Source organism: Nocardioides sp. GY 10127 (assembly GCF_004919085.1).
Lineage (GTDB): Bacteria > Actinomycetota > Actinomycetes > Propionibacteriales > Nocardioidaceae > Nocardioides.
In genome coordinates this window covers 91,202-107,321 of sequence record NZ_STGL01000001.1, presented here as the reverse complement: position 1 = coordinate 107,321, position 16,120 = coordinate 91,202, and the positions used below count along the sequence as shown (strand labels likewise).

The window sequence follows — 16,120 nt, the reverse complement described above, 5'->3', positions numbered from 1 at the left end:
TGACACACCGCCGCGTCAGCCCCGCTCCACGGGCACCGGGTCCAGGGAGCCCCCCTCGGGGACGCCGACGCAGGAGTCGGCGACGGGCAGGCCGGCGAACCGCTCGGCCAGGAATTCCATGCCCTGCTCGAAGAATTGCAGCCCCGCCTGGGAGTGGTCGGAGCTCGCGTACACCCGGTAGCGCACCTCCAGGCCGGCGTCGCAGTACTCCCGGGCCAGGGCGCCGACGTCCGCCACGACCATGACGTCGTCGCCGGTGCCGTCGTGGTCCCCGACCGCCAGCATCATCGGCGTCTCCGGGTCCCCCGGAGTGCTGCCCATGATGAGTCGGTTGACGATCCGGGCGAAGACGGGGACGCCGAGGAAGTCGGCGTAGCGCGGCTTGAGCAGCTGCTGGACGGTGAGCCCGGGGTAGTTGCCGTTGAACGAGCCGATGCACTGGTCGTGCACCTCGCGGTGCACGCGTCGGCCGTACGCGGACTCGTACTTGCGCATCGGGACGCCGAAGGCCCGACCCAGGGAGACGAGGACGGCGGGGATCACCCCCGACCAGTCCTCCGAGCCGTTCACGTACTCGAGGTTGTGCGCCAGGTGGACGGGCAGACCGCCCAGGGCGGCGCCGGCGAGGTCGATCTCGGGGGCGTACCGCGGCGCGAGCTCGGCGGCCCACTCCCCCGCGATCGATCCGCCCGAGTAGCCGTAGAGCCCGACCTGGTCGGTCAGCGGCGTGGTGAGCGGGTCGGCGGCGAGGAACGTGCTGGTCGCCCGGACGGAGTCCAGCGTGCTCCACCCGGACTCCTGGCCCGCGACCCAGTGCTGGTGGACTCCCTCGAAGTCGGGCACCGTCACGGCGTAGCCCTGGGCCAGCAGCTCGGCGACGAGTCCCTCCTCGATCTGGGCGGTCTGGTTGGCGGAGTCGGTGCCCGCGTCCCCTCCGCGCAGGGTGTAGGAGGGCGAGCACTGGTCACCCAGCGCGTCGTAGAAGCTCAGGTAGGCCACCGTCGCGGTCGCGGGCGCGCTGGGCGTCAGCACCGTCGTCACGCCCACGCTCGGACGCCGACGCTGGTCCTGGGTCCGGTAGAGCAGCTGCTCGGCCTCGACCGGCGTGCCGACGACCCCGAAGGCGCTGAGGGTCACGGCGCGCTGGGCGAGGATCGTCCCGCGGGGCACCTCGCGCAGCGGCGTCTCGCCCTGGTAGCGGTAGAACGGGTCGTGGCTGGGCAGAGGGACCGCGGTGGCGTCCGTCGGGGGAACGGTCCCGTCGGCGCTGGCCGTGAACGAGCCCAGCGGACCGCTGGAGACGAGCGCGGTGAGGGCCAGGCTCGCCGCGAGGAGCGAGGCTCCGACGGCTCGGGGGCGACGACGACGCGGACGTCGGGACGGGTGCGCCACGGTGGGACCTCCTGGGGGGAGCGAGCGAGGGTGTGACCCACCTCTCAACGACCCCGTCCCCGGCGGGTCACGCCCCGTCGTCGATCTCCCTCAGGCGAGGTGGACCAGCGCCACCCCGGCGAGCGCCAGCAACCAGCTGGCGAAGCTGCCGATGAGGAAGTACTCGGTGACGTCGCTCGGCCCGTCGGGCGCCGGCGCGAGCCGGCGCGGCTCGAGCTGGGCGCGCTGCAGCTCGGGGAAGCGGAGCAGCCCCTTCGCGGCGACCACCACTGCCGCGGCCGTCAGCTCGCCGACGCCGCCGAGCCCCAGGACGAACAGCCGCTCCATCGGGCCCAGCACCCGGCCGCCGCGCAGCCGCTTCTCGTTGCTCGTCGCCGGCACGCCGACGGCGTCCAGCAGCAGCCGCACGAGCAGGTTCCCCGTGGCCAGCTGGACCAGGACCGCCCCGCCGGCCACGACGAGGTCGGCGGCCGGCCACCTCGCGGCCAGCGTGCGCGACGTCCACGCCGGCCAGGTCACCTCGTGGTCCACCACCTGCACCGCGAGCAGCGCCACGAGCAGGCCCAGCCCCACGGCGCCGAACGCGGCGACCCGGGCGCGGGCGCGGTGCCGTGGCGGGCGCCGCGGGTCCAGGGCCCAGCCGGTGCTGACCAGCCAGGCGCCGAGCAGCGCGGCGAGCACGAGGCCGAGCAGGAGGCCCCAGGCCCCCGAGGGCCGCACCAGCAGCAGACCGGGGACCAGCACGGCCAGACCCAGGGCCAGGCACAGGGCCTGCCGCGTCCGCCCGACCGTGTCGGCGCCGGCCCGACCGAGGTCGGCCGCCCCCAGGACCGCGAGCCACAGCCCGACCACGACGAGACTCATTTCTCTCCCTCCCCCTCCGCGGCGACACCGCCCAGCGCGCCGCCGGACACCAGGTCCTGAGCCTCCCGCACGGCGCCGACACCCCGGGCGAAGGCCTGGCTCACGGCCGACGGCGAGACCCCCGTCGCCGCGGCGACCTCGGCCTGGCTCGCACCGGAGAGGGCGAGGTCGAGCATGGTCCGGTGGGCGGGCGAGAGCCGGTCGACCAGGGCGTCCCGCACGAGCAGGTACGCCCGCGCGGCCTCGGCGCCGGGCCCCACGTACCAGCTCCTCGTGCCGGACCGCCGCGGGCCGTCGAGCACCTCGACGGCCTCGCGCGCGGCCCACCAGCCCGGACCGTCCTGGAGGAGGGGACGACGGCCGGGATCGAGGACCGTGACCTCGCCGTGGCCGTAGCCGCACCGCAGGTCCATCCCGGCCGCCAGCAGGCGCAGCCGGACCAGCAGACCCGCACGGGTGGCGTCGCCGAGGGAGTCGAAGGCACCCTGGACCTCGTCACCGACGGTCGCCTCGAGCGGCTGCCGCCCCGGCACCTCGTCACCGACGGCGGCCAGGACGTCGGCCAGGTGCTCCTGAGCAGCCGCGCGGTCCGGGAGCCGCCGGGACCCCACGAGGTCGCCGATGAGGGTGTACACGGCTGTCATGCACTGAAGCGTAACGCTTCAGATGGATTAAATGAAGCGCTAGCCTTCACTCATGCGGCGCGGGCGGTGACCCGGAACGAGCCGGTCAGCCGGTCCAGCTCGTCCGAGAGCCGGGCGAGCTCCTCCACCGCGACCACGGCCTGGCCCATCGCCTCCGACGTCTGCGCCGCGCTCTCCGCCACGCCGGACACCTGCGTCGCGATCAGCTCGGCCGCCTCGGAGACGCGGCCCACGCTGCGCCGCATCTCCCCGGACGTGGCGGTCTGCTGCTCCGCCGCCGCCGCGATGGTCTGCTGGTGCTCGTTGACGGTGCCGATGAGGGCGCGGATGCCCTGGATCGCCGCGGTCGCCTGCGCCGCGTCCTCCTGGATGGAGCCCACCCGCGCGAAGACGTCCTCCGTCGCCGACGAGGTCTGGTGCGCCAGCTCCTTGACCTCGCCCGCCACGACGGCGAACCCGCGGCCGGCCTCGCCGGCGCGCGCCGCCTCGATCGTGGCGTTGAGGGCGAGGAGGTTGGTCTGCTCGGCGACCCGGGTGATGAGCCGGACCACGTCCGCGATGCCGGACGACGACTGCTCGAGACGGCCCATGACGTCCGTGGCCACGCCCGCACCGGAGACGGCGTCGTCGGCCACGGCGGCCGCCTGGACGGTGGCCTCCGAGACCTCGCCGACGGCCAGCACGATCTCGTCGGTGGCCCGCGCGGCGGCGGTGATGCCGGTCGAGACCTCACGGGCGGCGCGGGCCGCCTCACCGGTACGACGCGAGGAGGACTCCGCCTCCGCCGCGACCTGCCCGGCGGTCGTCGACAGCTCGTGCGTGGCGGCCGTGACCGCCAGCGCGGCCTCCCGGACGTCCGAGATGGCGGCGGCGATCCGGTCCGCGAAGGCGTTGAAGGAACCGGAGATGCGGGCCAGCTCGTCACCGCCGTCGGCGGGCAGGCGGAGCGTGAGGTCCGCCTCCTGCTCGTGCGCGAGGCCGTCCAGCGTCCGCTCCAGCAGGGCGAGGGGACGCCGCACGGACGACCCCACCAGCACGGCCACGCCGAGGGACGCCAACCCACCCAGCACCGCGGCCAGCACCAGCTCCCGCTTCCCCGCTGCAGCCGCCGCGGCCGCCTCGGCCGAGGCCGCGTCACTCGCGGACTGGACCCCGGTCGCCAGCGCGTCGAGCGCGACCGCCATCGCCTGGAAGTTCTCGATCTCGGGACCCAGCACAAGGTCGTTCGCCCGCTCGGTCGCCGCGACGGTGCCCACCTCGTAGGCGTCGGCGACCTCGACGTCCGCGGCCATGAACGCGTCGTAGGCGGCCTGGGCCGCCGCCAGGTCGTCGGCGAGGTCGGCAGGGACGAGGCCCGCGAGCTCGGAGAGGTGACCGTCCAACCGCGCAGCGGAGTCCAGGAACGCGGCCCTGCTCTCGCCCGTGGTCGACGCACCCTCCACGCCCCTCAGCGCGTCGAAGGCGTAGGCGGTCTGCCAGCCGTTCATGTCCGCAGTGTCGTACCGCGTCGCCTGCGCCAGGGTGGCCAGGGCCACCGCGGTACCCACGCGATCGGTGGCTTCCTGCTGCGTGGCGAACGCACGGACGCCGAGACCGGCGGCCACGGCCAGTGCCACCGGCCCGAGCAGCGCCAGGCCGACCAGCCGCGTGCTGATGGACGTGCGGCGCAGCAGCGCGGACGCGCCGGTCGCGCCGGTCGGGACCATCTGAGGACTCCGTACCGGGTTCATGACACACGACTCTCTGCCGAGGGACTTTCGTCCCCCATCGACGCGCAAACGTGTGCACTGAGTGCGACCTGCGATCCTCACACGATCCTCACGCCCGGTCCGGCCGCGGGCCGGCAGTCCCTCTCAGGCGTCGCTGCGACCGGGGCTCCACAGCCTCGCCTCGGAGTCGGGCCCGTACCAGTGCCCGTGGGGCAGGGTCTGGAGCTCCACCAGCATCCCCCAGGGCGCCCGCACGTAGACGCTGCCGTTGCCGGGGGTGTCCTCGTGCCGGGAGTTGGGGTGGACCTCCGAGAGCGCCTCGCCCCCGGCGCTCACGACCTGCTCGAGCATGCCCTCGATGTCGTCCACGAGGAGGCTCAGGTGCTGGAGCCCCAGAGTGGTGAGGTCCGCGGCACGGCCGTGCGGGGCCTCGACCTCGAACGTCTCCACCGACGGACCCTCCTCCCCCAGCACCAGCATCCGTTGGCGGACGATGCGGGCGCCCGGCGGCAGGCCCAGCTGACGCTCCACCTCCGGGCCCTCGCGGGGGTCGTCGTCGGCGGTCAGGCCGTCGTAGGCGACGCGGGCGCCGAACGCCTCGCGCAGGAATCGAGTGGCCTCGTCCAGGTCGGGCACGGTCATGCCGACGTGGTTGATCCCCCGCGGGGTCAGCCTCGTCGTGGATCCGGTCGTCAGCGCGCTGGTGGTGGTCACCACGGTCTCCTCGGGGCTCGGCTCGAGCGGCACAGGCGCACCGCCCGCCACGACCGTAGGCAGTCCCGACGGCCGCCCTCGTCGCCCGGCCGGGTGCGAGGTGCGTCACCGGGGGCGGCCCTCGCCGCGTCCACCCGAAGGCGGCTCGTGCCGCCGCGCTACCGTCGCCGTCGTGCGTGTTCCTACCTCAGTCCTCGTCAGCGCCGGCCTCGTCGGCGGCTACGCCACCGCTCGCTTCACGGGCGTCCGCCCCCTCGGCGGGGTCGTCCTGGCCGCCGCCGGAGCCGCCAGTGCCGTCACGTGGAGCAAGGACGTCGGGCCCGCCCGCACCGCGGGCCTGCTCGGCCTCTACCTGGGCGCGTTCGGCGGCTCCCACCCGCTCGCGAAGAAGATCGGCGCGTGGCCGTCGGTCGGCGTCGTCACCGCGGTGACCGCGGGCGCTGCCCACTGCTTCGCCGACCGCCCGGCCGCGCGCGGCTGACGGATCTCCGACCCGGAGACGACACCACGGGCGGGGGCAGCGCCCCCGCCCGTGGGCGGAACAGCAGGTGAGGCCGGACGCCGTGTCCGGCCGGTGTCTCAGCCGCGCGGCTGAGCGGGGCGGGAGCCGCCGGAGCGTCCACCGCGACGACGCGACGACCCGTTGCTCGAGCCGCCCGTGCCCTGGCCGGAGCCGCGACGGGCGCCACCCGTGCGAGCGCCACCGGTCGACGAGCCGGCACCCTGCGTCCGGGCCTGGCCCGACCGCGTGCCGCCACCCTGGCCGGAGCGCGACTGCCCCGTCCGCGACTGGCCGGCGTGGGCCTGGCCGGACTGGGTGCCCTGGCCTGCCTGGCCACCCTGACCACCGCGACGACGCCGACGGCCACCGCTGCGCCCGCCCTCGGTCCTCTCGCCGGACGCCGCCGGCTGGGCCGGCGGAGTGAGGTCGAGACCCCCGCTGCGCCGCCGCTCGCCCGGGGCGAGGCTGCGCAGGACGGGGTGGCTCGGCCCGTCCACCTTGGTGGTGGTGGGCTTGATGCCGGCCGCGCGGGTGAGGTCGCGGACGTCGCGCACCTGCTCGGAGGTCATGAGGGTGACGACGGTGCCGGACTCCCCCGCGCGGGCCGTGCGGCCGGAGCGGTGGAGGTAGGCCTTGTGCTCGGCCGGCGGGTCGGCGTGGACGACGAGCGTCACGTCGTCCACGTGGATGCCGCGCGCGGCGATGTCCGTGGCCACCAGCGTGCTGGCCCGACCGTCCGTGAAGGCGTCGAGGTTGCGCACCCGGGCGTTCTGGCCGAGGTTGCCGTGCAGCTCCACGGTCGGGACGCCGTTCTTGTTCAGCTGGCGGGCCAGCGCCTTGGCGCCGTGCTTGGTGCGGGTGAAGACCACCGTGCGGCCGGGGGCGCTGGTGAGGTCGACGAGCACGGGGAGCCGCTGGTCGCGGTCGAGGTGCAGCACGTGGTGGGTCATCGTGCTGACCGGCGCCACCGGCGGGTCGGCTCGGTGCGTCACCGGCGAGCTCAGGAACTCGCGGACCACGCCGTCGACGGCCTTGTCGAGGGTGGCGGAGAACAGGAGGCGCTGGCCGTCGGCGGGGGTCGCCCGGAGCAGGCGGCGGACGGCGGGCAGGAAGCCGAGGTCGGACATGTGGTCTGCCTCGTCCAGGACGCTGACCTCGACCGACGACAGGCGGCAGTGGCCCTGGCCGATGAGGTCCTCGAGGCGGCCCGGGGTGGCGACCAGGACGTCGACGCCCTTCCGCAGCGCCTGGACCTGCGGGTTCTGCCCCACGCCGCCGAACACGACGCGCGTGCTCAGGCCCGCGGCCTCGGCCAGCGGCTGGAGCGACTCGAGGATCTGGTTGGCCAGCTCCCGGGTCGGGGCCAGGACGAGGGCGCGCGGGGCCCCTGCGGCGGCACGGCGTCCACCCTGGAGGCGTGCCACGAGCGGCAGCAGGAAGGCGTAGGTCTTGCCGGAGCCCGTGCGGCCGCAGCCGAGGACGTCACGGCCCGCGAGGGAGTCCGGCAGCGTCGCCGCCTGGATCGGGGTGGGGTCGGTGATGCCGCGCTCGGCGAGCACGGACACGAGGGAGGTGGGCAGGCCGAGGCCGGCGAAGCCGGCGCGCACGTCGGCGGTGGGGTGTGACAAGGAACGTCGCAATCTCTCTACGTCCCGCCGGTGACCGCGAGCCCCGGGTCGGGGTGCGGCGCGCACGGAGCAGGGCCGGCGCGGGGCCGGCGGCCGCGGGTGCGGCCTGTCGAGGACGGGCTGCTGCGACGTGCGATCAACCCGTGGCGGGAGCCGGAGCCGAGCTGATGTCCACCAGCGTACGGGTCGGGTGGTCGGTGCGCACCATCACCGGCGCCGTGCGTCCGCCCACATCGCGGCCTTCGGCCCTACCGGCCTGGCGTCTCTGGCGGCCTGGCGCCTCTGGCGGCTCTGGCGGCTCTGGCGGCTCCTGCGCCTCCGCCACGGCGCTCGGCCCCACGTTTGGTCACCAACGTGAGGCTGGCGACCCCGAAACACACCGTTGGTGACCAAACCCGACCACGCCACGGCCGAACTCAGCCCGCATCCCGGCCGGACGACCCCAGCCGCCGCCGACCGCCGCCAGCCCCACGTTTGATCACCAACGTGCGCCAGACAGCCCCGCAGCACACCGTTGGTGACCAAACCTGACCACGCCACGGCCGAGACCGACCCCGCCAGCACCCCGCCAGCCGACGAACCAGCGGCCGAACCAACCGTCAGCCGGCGGCGCCGAGCGTGATGCCGCAGTCGCTCTGGGCCGCGGCGGCGATGGCCTGGGCAGCCTTGCTGGTCTTGGTGCTCGACATCTTCGTCAGCTCGTTGGCCACGGCGAGCACCTGCGCCTGGGTGACGCCGTCGGGGAGCTCGCCGGTGCTGCTGAGCTCGGAGAGGTCGGAGAGGGTCAGGCCGGTCTGCTCGAGGGCGTTGCGGACGTTGTCGGCCACCCCGGCCAGGACGGCCCAGTCGTCCGCCACGTCGTCGGGCGCCTCCGCGGCGAGCACGTCGAAGGCGTCGAAGGCCTTCTCCAGGCTCGTGGGGTCGTCGGAGTCGAGCGCGCTGAGGTCGTCCTGGGTGGAGGCGAGGTCGGCGCAGTAGTCGCCGGAGCCGGACGCCGAGCCGGCCGCCGAGTCGGAGGCGCTCGCCGAGTCGTCCGTGGACGCCGCGGCGGAGGACGAGTCCGCCGAGGCGGCGCTGTCGGAGTCGTCCGAGCCGCAGCCCACCAGCCCGAGGCCGACGAGGGCGAGCACGGTGACGGCGGGCAGGACGGCGCGGGCGCGACGGGTACCGGTCCGGTGGGAGGTCATGCGCCGAGCCTGCCCGAGGAGCCGACGTCCCGCCACCCCGAGGGACCTCGGACCCGGTCGCGCCGGGCCTTCGGAAAGCGCCGACGCCCGGCCGGACCTCGTGGTCCGGCCGGGCGTCGAGTGCAGCGTCGGGTGCGCGGGGGGTGGGGCGCCGCAGCGCCCCACCGGCTCACGCGAGGTCGAAGCGGTCCGCGTCCATGACCTTGGTCCAGGCCGCGACGAAGTCGCGGACCAGCTTCTCCGAGGCGTCGTCGGAGGCGTAGACCTCGGCGACGGCGCGGAGCTCGGAGTTCGAGCCGAACAGCAGGTCGGCGCGGGTGCCGGTCCACTTCTGCTCGCCGGTGGCGTCGTCGAAGCACGCGTACGTGCCCTCGGCGCCGTCGACCGGCTTCCAGGTGTGGCCCAGGTCGAGCAGGTTGACGAAGAAGTCGTTCGTCAGCGCGCCCGGGGTGGAGGTGAGGACGCCGGCCTCGGTGCCCTGGTAGGTGGCACCGATGGCGCGCAGGCCGCCGACGAGCACGGTCATCTCCGGGGCGGAGAGACCGAGCAGGTTGGCGCGGTCGACGAGCTCGAACTCGGCGGGCCGCTCGGCGGACTTGCCGACGTAGTTGCGGAAGCCGTCGGCGGCGGGCTCCAGGTAGGAGAACGACTCGACGTCGGTCTGCTCCTGCGTGGCGTCGCCGCGACCGGTGGTGACGTCCACGGAGACGGTGACGCCCGCCGCGGCCGCGGCCTTCTCCACGCCCACGGAACCGGCGAGGACGACGACGTCGGCGAACGAGACGGTGATGCCGGCGGCGGCGACGGTCTCGACGACACCCTCGAGCGTCGCGATGACGCCGCGGAGCTTCTCGGGCTCGTTGACCTCCCAGGTGACCTGGGGCTCGAGGCGCAGGCGGCCACCGTTGGCGCCACCGCGCTTGTCGGAGGAGCGGAACGAGGACGCCGCGGCCCACGCGGTGGAGACCAGCTGGGCGACGGAGAGGTCGGTCTCGGCAATGGCGGCCTTGACCTTGACGACCTCGGACTTGGTCAGCGGGGCACCGGCCGGCACGACGTCCTGCCAGACCAGGGTCTCCGAGGGGACCTCGGAGCCGAGGTAGCGGGCCAGCGGGCCCATGTCGCGGTGGGTCAGCTTGAACCAGGCGCGGGCGAAGGCGTCGGCGAACTTCTCGGGGTTCTCGTAGAAGCTGCGGGCGATGGGCTCGTAGATCGGGTCGAAGCGCAGCGAGAGGTCCGTGGTGAGCATCGTCGGCTTCTTGTTCGGCTCGCCGTGGGCACCGGGGATGGTGTCCTCGGCGTCCTTGGCGACCCACTGGTTCGCCCCGGCAGGGCTCTTGGTGAGCTCCCACTCGTAGGAGAAGAGGTTGTGGAAGAAGCCCATGCCCCACTTCGTGGGGGTGGTGGTCCAGGTGACCTCGAGGCCGGAGGTGACGGTGTCGACGCCCTTGCCGGAGCCGTAGCCGTTCTTCCAGCCCAGGCCCTGGTCCTCGAGCGGGGCGGCCTCGGGGTCGGCGCCGATCTTGTCGTCGGCGTGGGCGCCGTGGGTCTTGCCGAAGGTGTGACCACCGGCGATGAGGGCGACGGTCTCCTCGTCGTTCATCGCCATGCGGCCGAAGGTCTCGCGGATGTCGCGGGCGGCGGCCAGCGGGTCCGGGACGCCCTCGGGGCCCTCCGGGTTGACGTAGATGAGGCCCATGGTGGTGGCTCCGAGGGGCTTCTCGAGCTGGCGGTCGCCCGAGTAGCGCTTGTCGGTGCCCAGCCAGGTGGTCTCGGAGCCCCAGTACACGTCGTTGTCCGGCTCCCACACGTCCGCGCGGCCACCGGCGAAGCCGAAGGTCTCGAAGCCCATGTCCTCGAGCGCGACATTGCCGGCCAGGATGAGCAGGTCGGCCCACGAGATGGCCTTGCCGTACTTCTTCTTCACCGGCCACAGGAGGCGGCGGGCCTTGTCCAGGCTCACGTTGTCCGGCCAGGAGTTCAGCGGCGCGAAGCGCTGCTGACCGGCACCGGCGCCACCGCGGCCGTCGGTGACGCGGTAGGTGCCCGCGGAGTGCCACGCCATCCGGATCATCAGCGGGCCGTAGTGGCCGAAGTCGGCCGGCCACCAGGGCTGGGAGGTCGTGAGGACGTCCACGATGTCGGCCTTGACGGCCGGCAGGTCGAGCGCCGAGAAGGCGGCCGCGTAGTCGAAGCCCTCGTCCATCGGGTCCTTGGCCGGGGCGTGCTTGGCCAGGATGTTGAGGTTGAGGCGGTTCGGCCACCAGACGGCGTTGGCGTCGCCGGTCAGCGGGGACGGCAGGTCCTCACCGTGCGCGACCGGGCAACCGGCCGCGGGAGCCTCGACGGGCTCGTCGGTGGTGATCTGACCGTGCTCGTTGCCTGGGGTGGGCTCCGTGGTCATGCGATGTCCTTCCGGTGGTGCTGCCGCGAGAGTGGCGGCGGTGGGCGGTGGGAGCGGGAAAGAGCGGGTGGTGCGGACGTCAGGTCGCGACGCGGGCGGAGGCGCAGGCGGGGCAGGTGCCCCAGTACACGACCTCGGCCTCCTCGATCCGGAAGCCGTGGTCGTCCTCCGCGGTCAGGCAGGGAGCGTGACCGACGGCGCAGTCGACGTCCTCGATGGCGCCGCAGGAGCGGCACACGACGTGGTGGTGGTTGTCGCCGGTGCGGGTCTCGTACCGCGCGACCGAGCCCTGCGGCTGGATGCGTCGCACGAGACCGGCGTCGGTCAGCACGCGCAGCACGTCGTAGACGGCCTGGTGCGAGACCTCGCCGAGGTCGGCGCGGACGGCCGCGATGACCGCCTCGGTCTCGGCGTGGGGCATGCCGGCGAGCACCCGGAGGGTCGCCAGCCGGGGCTGGGTGACGCGCAGGCCCGCGGCACGCAGCAGCGTGGCGGGATCACTCGTCGGACCTGTCATGGGGCCGAACCTGCCGCACTTTCTTGATCGAGTCAAGATTTCCGACGGCATGTCCCGCGGTCCAGGCGTGACCTGGCACACGCCGGTGGCGCGTGGCGGGAGGGCCCCTGGCACGAGGACGCCGCGAGGCGCTTCCATGGGCCCGTGCCGCACCTCTCGTCCACCGTCGCCTCCGTCCCCGCGTCCGGCATCCGCCGCATCTACGACCTCGCGCAGGGCCTGGACGACGTCCTCGACCTGACCGTCGGGGAGCCCTCGATGCCGGTGGCCCCGCACATCCTCGAGGCGGGCGCGAAGGCCTGGCTGGACGACGTCACCCACTACACGCCGAACAGCGGGATCCCGGCGCTGCGCGCCGCGATCGTCGACAAGCTCGCCCGGTTCACCGGCGTGGAGGTGGACCTCTCGCAGGTGCACGTCACCGCGGGCGGGATGCAGGCGCTCCAGACGGCGATGGCGATGGCCCTCTCCCCCGGCGACGAGATCCTCGTGCCGAACCCCGGCTACTCGAACTTCCCGATGACCGCCCGTCTCGTCGGCGGGGTGCCGGTGCCCTACCCCCTCCTGCCCGAGCACGGCTTCGTGCCCGACCCCGCGGCCGTCGAGGCCCTCGTCACCCCGCGGACGCGGGCGCTGCTCGTCAACAGCCCGTCCAACCCGCTCGGCGTCACCTACGACGAGGACGTCCTGCGTGCCCTGCTCGACGTCGCCCGGCGCCACGACCTGTGGGTGATCAGCGACGAGGTCTACGAGTACCTCGACTGGGGCGGCGACTTCACCTCCCTCACCGCCCTCGACACCGACCACCGCGTCCTCGGCGTCTTCTCCCTCTCCAAGACCTACGCCCTCACCGGCGCCCGGGTCGGCTACCTGGTCACGCCGCCCGGCCTCGACGAGCGCTTCCGCGCCTCCCAGGAGGCCTCCGTCTCCTGCGTGAACGCCCCGGCCCAGCTGGCCGCCCTGGCCGCGCTCACCGGCCCCCAGGACGCCATCGAGCAGGCGCGCGAGCGCTACCGCGCCACCCTGGCTGCCGCCCGGGAGGTCCTCGACGGCCTCGGCATCCGCTACCTCGTGCCCGGCGGGGCCTTCTACCTGTGGATCGACGTCTCCCACGTCAGCGGCGGGGACGTGGCCGCCTGGTGCGAGGAGCTGCTCCTCACCCGCGGGGTGGCCGTGGCCCCCGGGTCCACCTTCGGCAGCCTGGGCGAGGGGTGGGTGCGCGCCTGCTACGCCGGGGACCAGGACGTCGTCACCGCCGCGCTCGCCCGCTTCCCCGCTCCCTGAGCGGCTCGCCCCGCGTCGTCCACGGGGCGAAGGACCCGTCCGCGGGGCCCTTGCTCAAGTCACGCCGACCCCTGCCGATCCCCGCAGCGTGACGACCTCCACCACCGCTGCCGCCGCCACCGCCCGACCGGGCATCGACGTCTCCCTCACCGGGCGGCTCCTCCCCATCCTCTGGGGCGTGAACGGTGCCGTCCTCGTCGTCGCCGGCGTCCTCGGCGGGGTGTCGTGGCCGATGATCGGCTTCGGCCTGCTCGAGGTCGTGGTCGGTGCCGCGCTCTGGCCCCTCGACTGGTCGCGCGTGCCGGCCGCCCTCCCCCTGTCGATCCCGTACCAGGTCGTCGTCGTCCAGGTCGCGCAGGCCTTCCTCGTCGACGGCCTGTCGCTCTCGGCGGCCGTGGCGAGCATCTGCCTCTCCCTGTGGGTGGGCGTGTCGCTGCCCCGCGCCACGCTTTACGTGACCCTCGCCCTCCAGCTCGGCTCGCTCTCCTTGATCGCGACGCTCGACCCGTCCCAGACCGACCCCGTCGGTTACGTGGTCGTCGTCTGGCCGGTGGCGGCCGCCGTGGGCGGCTGCCTGTCGTGGCTGCGGCACCAGATGGACCTCACCGCGGCGCGCGTCGCCGAGGCCCAGGCCGAGACCCTCGCCGCCCAGGTCGCCGCGAAGGAGGCGGACGAGCGGGCCGCCGAGGAGCGCGCCCGCGGCGTCGCGGAGGAGCTCGCCGCCCGCGAGGCGCTCCAGGCCCGCATCCAGCAGGAGGCCCTCAGCCTGGCCACCGCGGCGGCCACCGTCTCCGACCAGTCCGGCGTCGCCTCGGCCTCCGTCAACGAGCTCTCCGCGGCGATCGCCGAGCTGTCCCGGACGGCCCAGACGACCGGCGCCATCGGCGACCAGGTGGCCGAGATGGCCCGCGAGGCCGGGAGCGTGATGGAGGCCCTGGCCGGCTCCAGCCGTGCCGTCGTCACCGCGAGCAGCGTCATCTCGACGATCGCCGACCAGACGAACCTGCTGGCCCTCAACGCCACCATCGAGGCCGCCCGCGCCGGGGCCGCCGGCGCCGGCTTCGCAGTGGTCGCGGGCGAGGTGAAGGACCTGGCCCGGCAGACCGGCGAGAACGCCGAGTCGATCAGCAGCACGATCGGCCAGGTCGAGACGGACATGGGCAACGCCGTGCAGCACGTGAGCCGCATCGGCGGCGAGATCGACGAGCTCCAGCGCCAGGTCGCCACCCTGGCCGCGGCGATCGAGGAGCAGTCGGCGGTGGTCGCGCAGATCACCGGCACCGTCGCCGCCACGGCGAACGAGGCCCGCGGGATCGCCGACGGCGCCGCGACCCTCCAGGGCATCGCCTCGGCGGCCTGAGCGACCCACCCCTCAGCCACGGGGATACGTTGGCAGCGTGAGCAGCCCTGCCCGTCCCCGCGCCGCCGTCGTCGTCACCGGGACGGAGGTGCTCACCGGCAGGGTCAAGGACGCCAACGGCGGCTGGCTCGCCGACCGCTTCCGCGAGGCCGGGGTCGAGATCGGCACCGTCGTCGTGGTGGGCGACCGCCCCGAGGACCTGCACGCCGCCCTCTCGTGGCTCACCCCCACGCACGCCCTCGTGGTCACCACCGGCGGGCTCGGCCCCACCGCCGACGACCTCACCGCCGAGGTCGTCGGCGCGCACCAGGGCCGGCCCCTGGAGCCCGACGAGGGCCTGCGGACGAGGGTGCAGGCCCGCATCGACGCGGTGACCGCCCGCAACGGCTGGAGCCTGGACCCGGCCGCCGCGGCCGAGGGGGCCCGCAAGCAGTCGCTGGTGCCGCGCGGCGCCACGGTGATCGAGCCGGTCGGCACCGCCCCCGGCCTGGTCGTGCCTCCCGCCCGGGGCACCGGCGCGCCGGTCCTGGTGCTCCCCGGCCCTCCCGGCGAGCTCCAGGGCATGTGGCCCCTGGCCGTCCTCGACCCCCACGTCGCCGCGGTCCTGGACGCCGGCGTCCCGCTCGTCCAGGAGCGCCTGCGGCTGTGGGGGACCCTGGAGTCCGACCTGGCCGCGCTGCTGCGGCGGCTCGAGGACGCACCCGGCTCGCGGCTTTCCGCCGTCGAGCTCACGACCTGCATCGACGACGTGGGCGAGCTCGAGGTCGTCGGCCGGTTCTCGCCGGACGACGCGGACGCCTGGCACGCGTTGGTCGACGCGGTGGCCGACGAGTTCGGCGCCACCCTGTTCAGCCCCGACGGCCGCAGCCTCGACGCGCTGCTCGCCGAGGCGCTCCGCTCGGCCGGGGCTACGGTGGCGACCGCCGAGTCCTGCACGGCCGGCATGCTCGCCTCGCGCCTGGCCGACCTGCCCGGCTCCTCCGACTACCTGCAGGGCGGGTTCGTCGTCTACGCGAACGAGGTGAAGCGGGACCAGGTGGGCGTGCCCGAGGAGGTGCTGGCCGAGCACGGGGCCGTCTCCGCCGAGGTGGCACGGGCGTTGGCGGACGGGGCTCGCACCCGGCTGGGCACCACCTGGGGCGTCGGGATCACCGGCGTGGCCGGCCCGGGTGGCGGGACCCCCGAGAAGCCCGTCGGGCTCGTGCACGTCTGCCTCACCAGCGAGGACGTCGTCCTGGCCGAGGCCCTGCACCTGCGGGGCCCGCGCGAGCGCGTGCGCCGGCGCACCGTCGTGACGGTGATGCACCGGCTGCTCGCGCAGCTGCGGGGCTGACCGGGCGCGCCCCGCGCACAGCCCCCCACGCACCACCCCCCGCGCTCAGAGGGCGGCCGCGAGGCCCTCCTCCATCCGGACGACGACCGCCAGCAGCGTCTCGAGGGCGGAAGCCGACACCGGTCCGCCGTTCCGGGCGAGCGCGTCCTCGAGGGCGCGCCCCCAGCCCTGCCTCACCGATTGCATGCTTGCCTCGGCGGCCGCGGTGACGTGCAGGCACACCGTCCGCGCGTCGTCGCCGTGCCGCCGCTCCACCAGGCCCGAGGCCTCCAGCGAGCGCAGGGTCGTCGAGAGGTTGCTGCGCTGGAGCCCGGTGGCGGCGGCGGTCTCCCCCGACGTGGCGCCGGGATGCCGGTGGACGTGGCGCAGCACCGCGACCTCGTTCGGGGTCAGCCGGACGGCGTCCCGCGGGAAGTGGGCACCGAGCAGGACCCGCGCCACCGACGTCAGGGCGTCGGCGACGTCCTCCATCATCGGGACCGGTTCCTGACCTGGTGTGGGCGACGTCATGCGCTCTCCTGTTCGACAACCGTCGTTGGTCTCGGGCAGTCTTTATGTTCTCATAACCACACGCCATCCCGC

At 74.5% G+C, this 16,120-nt stretch carries 14 protein-coding genes; 4 read left to right on the top strand and 10 right to left on the bottom strand.

Features of this window, described 5'->3' with window-relative positions; all coding sequences use genetic code 11:
- Window positions 1–15: 15 nt before the first annotated feature.
- The 5 genes from E8D37_RS00455 to E8D37_RS00435 all read right to left on the bottom strand — a co-directional run bounded on the left by E8D37_RS00455 (window position 16) and on the right by E8D37_RS00435 (window position 5,323).
- The gene (locus E8D37_RS00455; protein ID WP_168929554.1) at window positions 16–1,392 is read right to left on the bottom strand and encodes a lipase family protein; all 1,377 of its coding nucleotides are present in this window, start codon (window positions 1,390–1,392) and stop codon (window positions 16–18) included.
- A gap of 90 nt (window positions 1,393–1,482) precedes the next feature.
- Complete coding sequence (locus E8D37_RS00450; RefSeq protein WP_136567794.1) at window positions 1,483–2,256, bottom strand: hypothetical protein; 774 nt, start codon at window positions 2,254–2,256, stop codon at window positions 1,483–1,485.
- Window positions 2,253–2,900: a SatD family protein gene (locus E8D37_RS00445; RefSeq protein ID WP_136567793.1), complete on the bottom strand. Its 648-nt coding sequence runs from the start codon at window positions 2,898–2,900 to the stop codon at window positions 2,253–2,255. The genes E8D37_RS00450 and E8D37_RS00445 overlap by 4 nt, the downstream gene beginning before the upstream one ends.
- 50 nt (window positions 2,901–2,950) lie before the next feature.
- A complete protein-coding gene (locus tag E8D37_RS00440) occupies window positions 2,951–4,606 on the bottom strand; it encodes a methyl-accepting chemotaxis protein (protein WP_136567792.1) in 1,656 nt (551 codons plus the stop codon).
- A 147-nt stretch (window positions 4,607–4,753) separates the two neighbouring features.
- Window positions 4,754–5,323, bottom strand: a complete 570-nt coding sequence (locus E8D37_RS00435; RefSeq protein ID WP_206055496.1) for a VOC family protein — start codon at window positions 5,321–5,323, stop codon at window positions 4,754–4,756.
- 172 nt (window positions 5,324–5,495) lie between these two features.
- Here E8D37_RS00435 and E8D37_RS00430 point away from each other — a divergent pair, with 172 nt between their 5' ends.
- Window positions 5,496–5,804, top strand: coding sequence for a hypothetical protein (locus tag E8D37_RS00430; RefSeq protein ID WP_136567791.1), 309 nt, complete (start codon window positions 5,496–5,498; stop codon window positions 5,802–5,804).
- Window positions 5,805–5,902: 98 nt separating this feature from the next.
- Here E8D37_RS00430 and E8D37_RS00425 read toward each other — a convergent pair whose 3' ends face one another.
- From E8D37_RS00425 to E8D37_RS00410, 4 genes are all read right to left on the bottom strand, one after another.
- Window positions 5,903–7,453, bottom strand: coding sequence for a DEAD/DEAH box helicase (locus E8D37_RS00425; protein WP_240770096.1), 1,551 nt, complete (start codon window positions 7,451–7,453; stop codon window positions 5,903–5,905).
- Between the two features lie 599 nt (window positions 7,454–8,052).
- Window positions 8,053–8,640, bottom strand: a complete 588-nt coding sequence (locus tag E8D37_RS00420; protein WP_136567790.1) for a hypothetical protein — start codon at window positions 8,638–8,640, stop codon at window positions 8,053–8,055.
- A 169-nt stretch (window positions 8,641–8,809) separates the two neighbouring features.
- The gene (gene katG, locus E8D37_RS00415; protein ID WP_136567789.1) at window positions 8,810–11,044 is read right to left on the bottom strand and encodes a catalase/peroxidase HPI; all 2,235 of its coding nucleotides are present in this window, start codon (window positions 11,042–11,044) and stop codon (window positions 8,810–8,812) included.
- Window positions 11,045–11,123: 79 nt separating this feature from the next.
- Window positions 11,124–11,561 carry a Fur family transcriptional regulator gene (locus E8D37_RS00410; RefSeq protein ID WP_136567788.1) on the bottom strand — a complete coding sequence of 146 codons (438 nt, stop codon included), beginning with the start codon at window positions 11,559–11,561 and terminating at the stop codon, window positions 11,124–11,126.
- 144 nt (window positions 11,562–11,705) lie between these two features.
- Here E8D37_RS00410 and E8D37_RS00405 point away from each other — a divergent pair, with 144 nt between their 5' ends.
- The 3 genes from E8D37_RS00405 to E8D37_RS00395 all read left to right on the top strand — a co-directional run bounded on the left by E8D37_RS00405 (window position 11,706) and on the right by E8D37_RS00395 (window position 15,538).
- The gene (locus E8D37_RS00405) at window positions 11,706–12,845 is read left to right on the top strand and encodes an aminotransferase class I/II-fold pyridoxal phosphate-dependent enzyme (RefSeq protein ID WP_136567787.1); all 1,140 of its coding nucleotides are present in this window, start codon (window positions 11,706–11,708) and stop codon (window positions 12,843–12,845) included.
- Between the two features lie 88 nt (window positions 12,846–12,933).
- Window positions 12,934–14,205: a methyl-accepting chemotaxis protein gene (locus tag E8D37_RS00400; RefSeq protein WP_136567786.1), complete on the top strand. Its 1,272-nt coding sequence runs from the start codon at window positions 12,934–12,936 to the stop codon at window positions 14,203–14,205.
- Window positions 14,206–14,242: 37 nt separating this feature from the next.
- A complete protein-coding gene (locus E8D37_RS00395; protein WP_136567785.1) occupies window positions 14,243–15,538 on the top strand; it encodes a nicotinamide-nucleotide amidohydrolase family protein in 1,296 nt (431 codons plus the stop codon).
- Between the two features lie 45 nt (window positions 15,539–15,583).
- Here E8D37_RS00395 and E8D37_RS00390 read toward each other — a convergent pair whose 3' ends face one another.
- Window positions 15,584–16,048 carry a MarR family transcriptional regulator gene (locus E8D37_RS00390; protein ID WP_136567784.1) on the bottom strand — a complete coding sequence of 155 codons (465 nt, stop codon included), beginning with the start codon at window positions 16,046–16,048 and terminating at the stop codon, window positions 15,584–15,586.
- Between the last annotated feature and the right edge of the window lie 72 nt (window positions 16,049–16,120).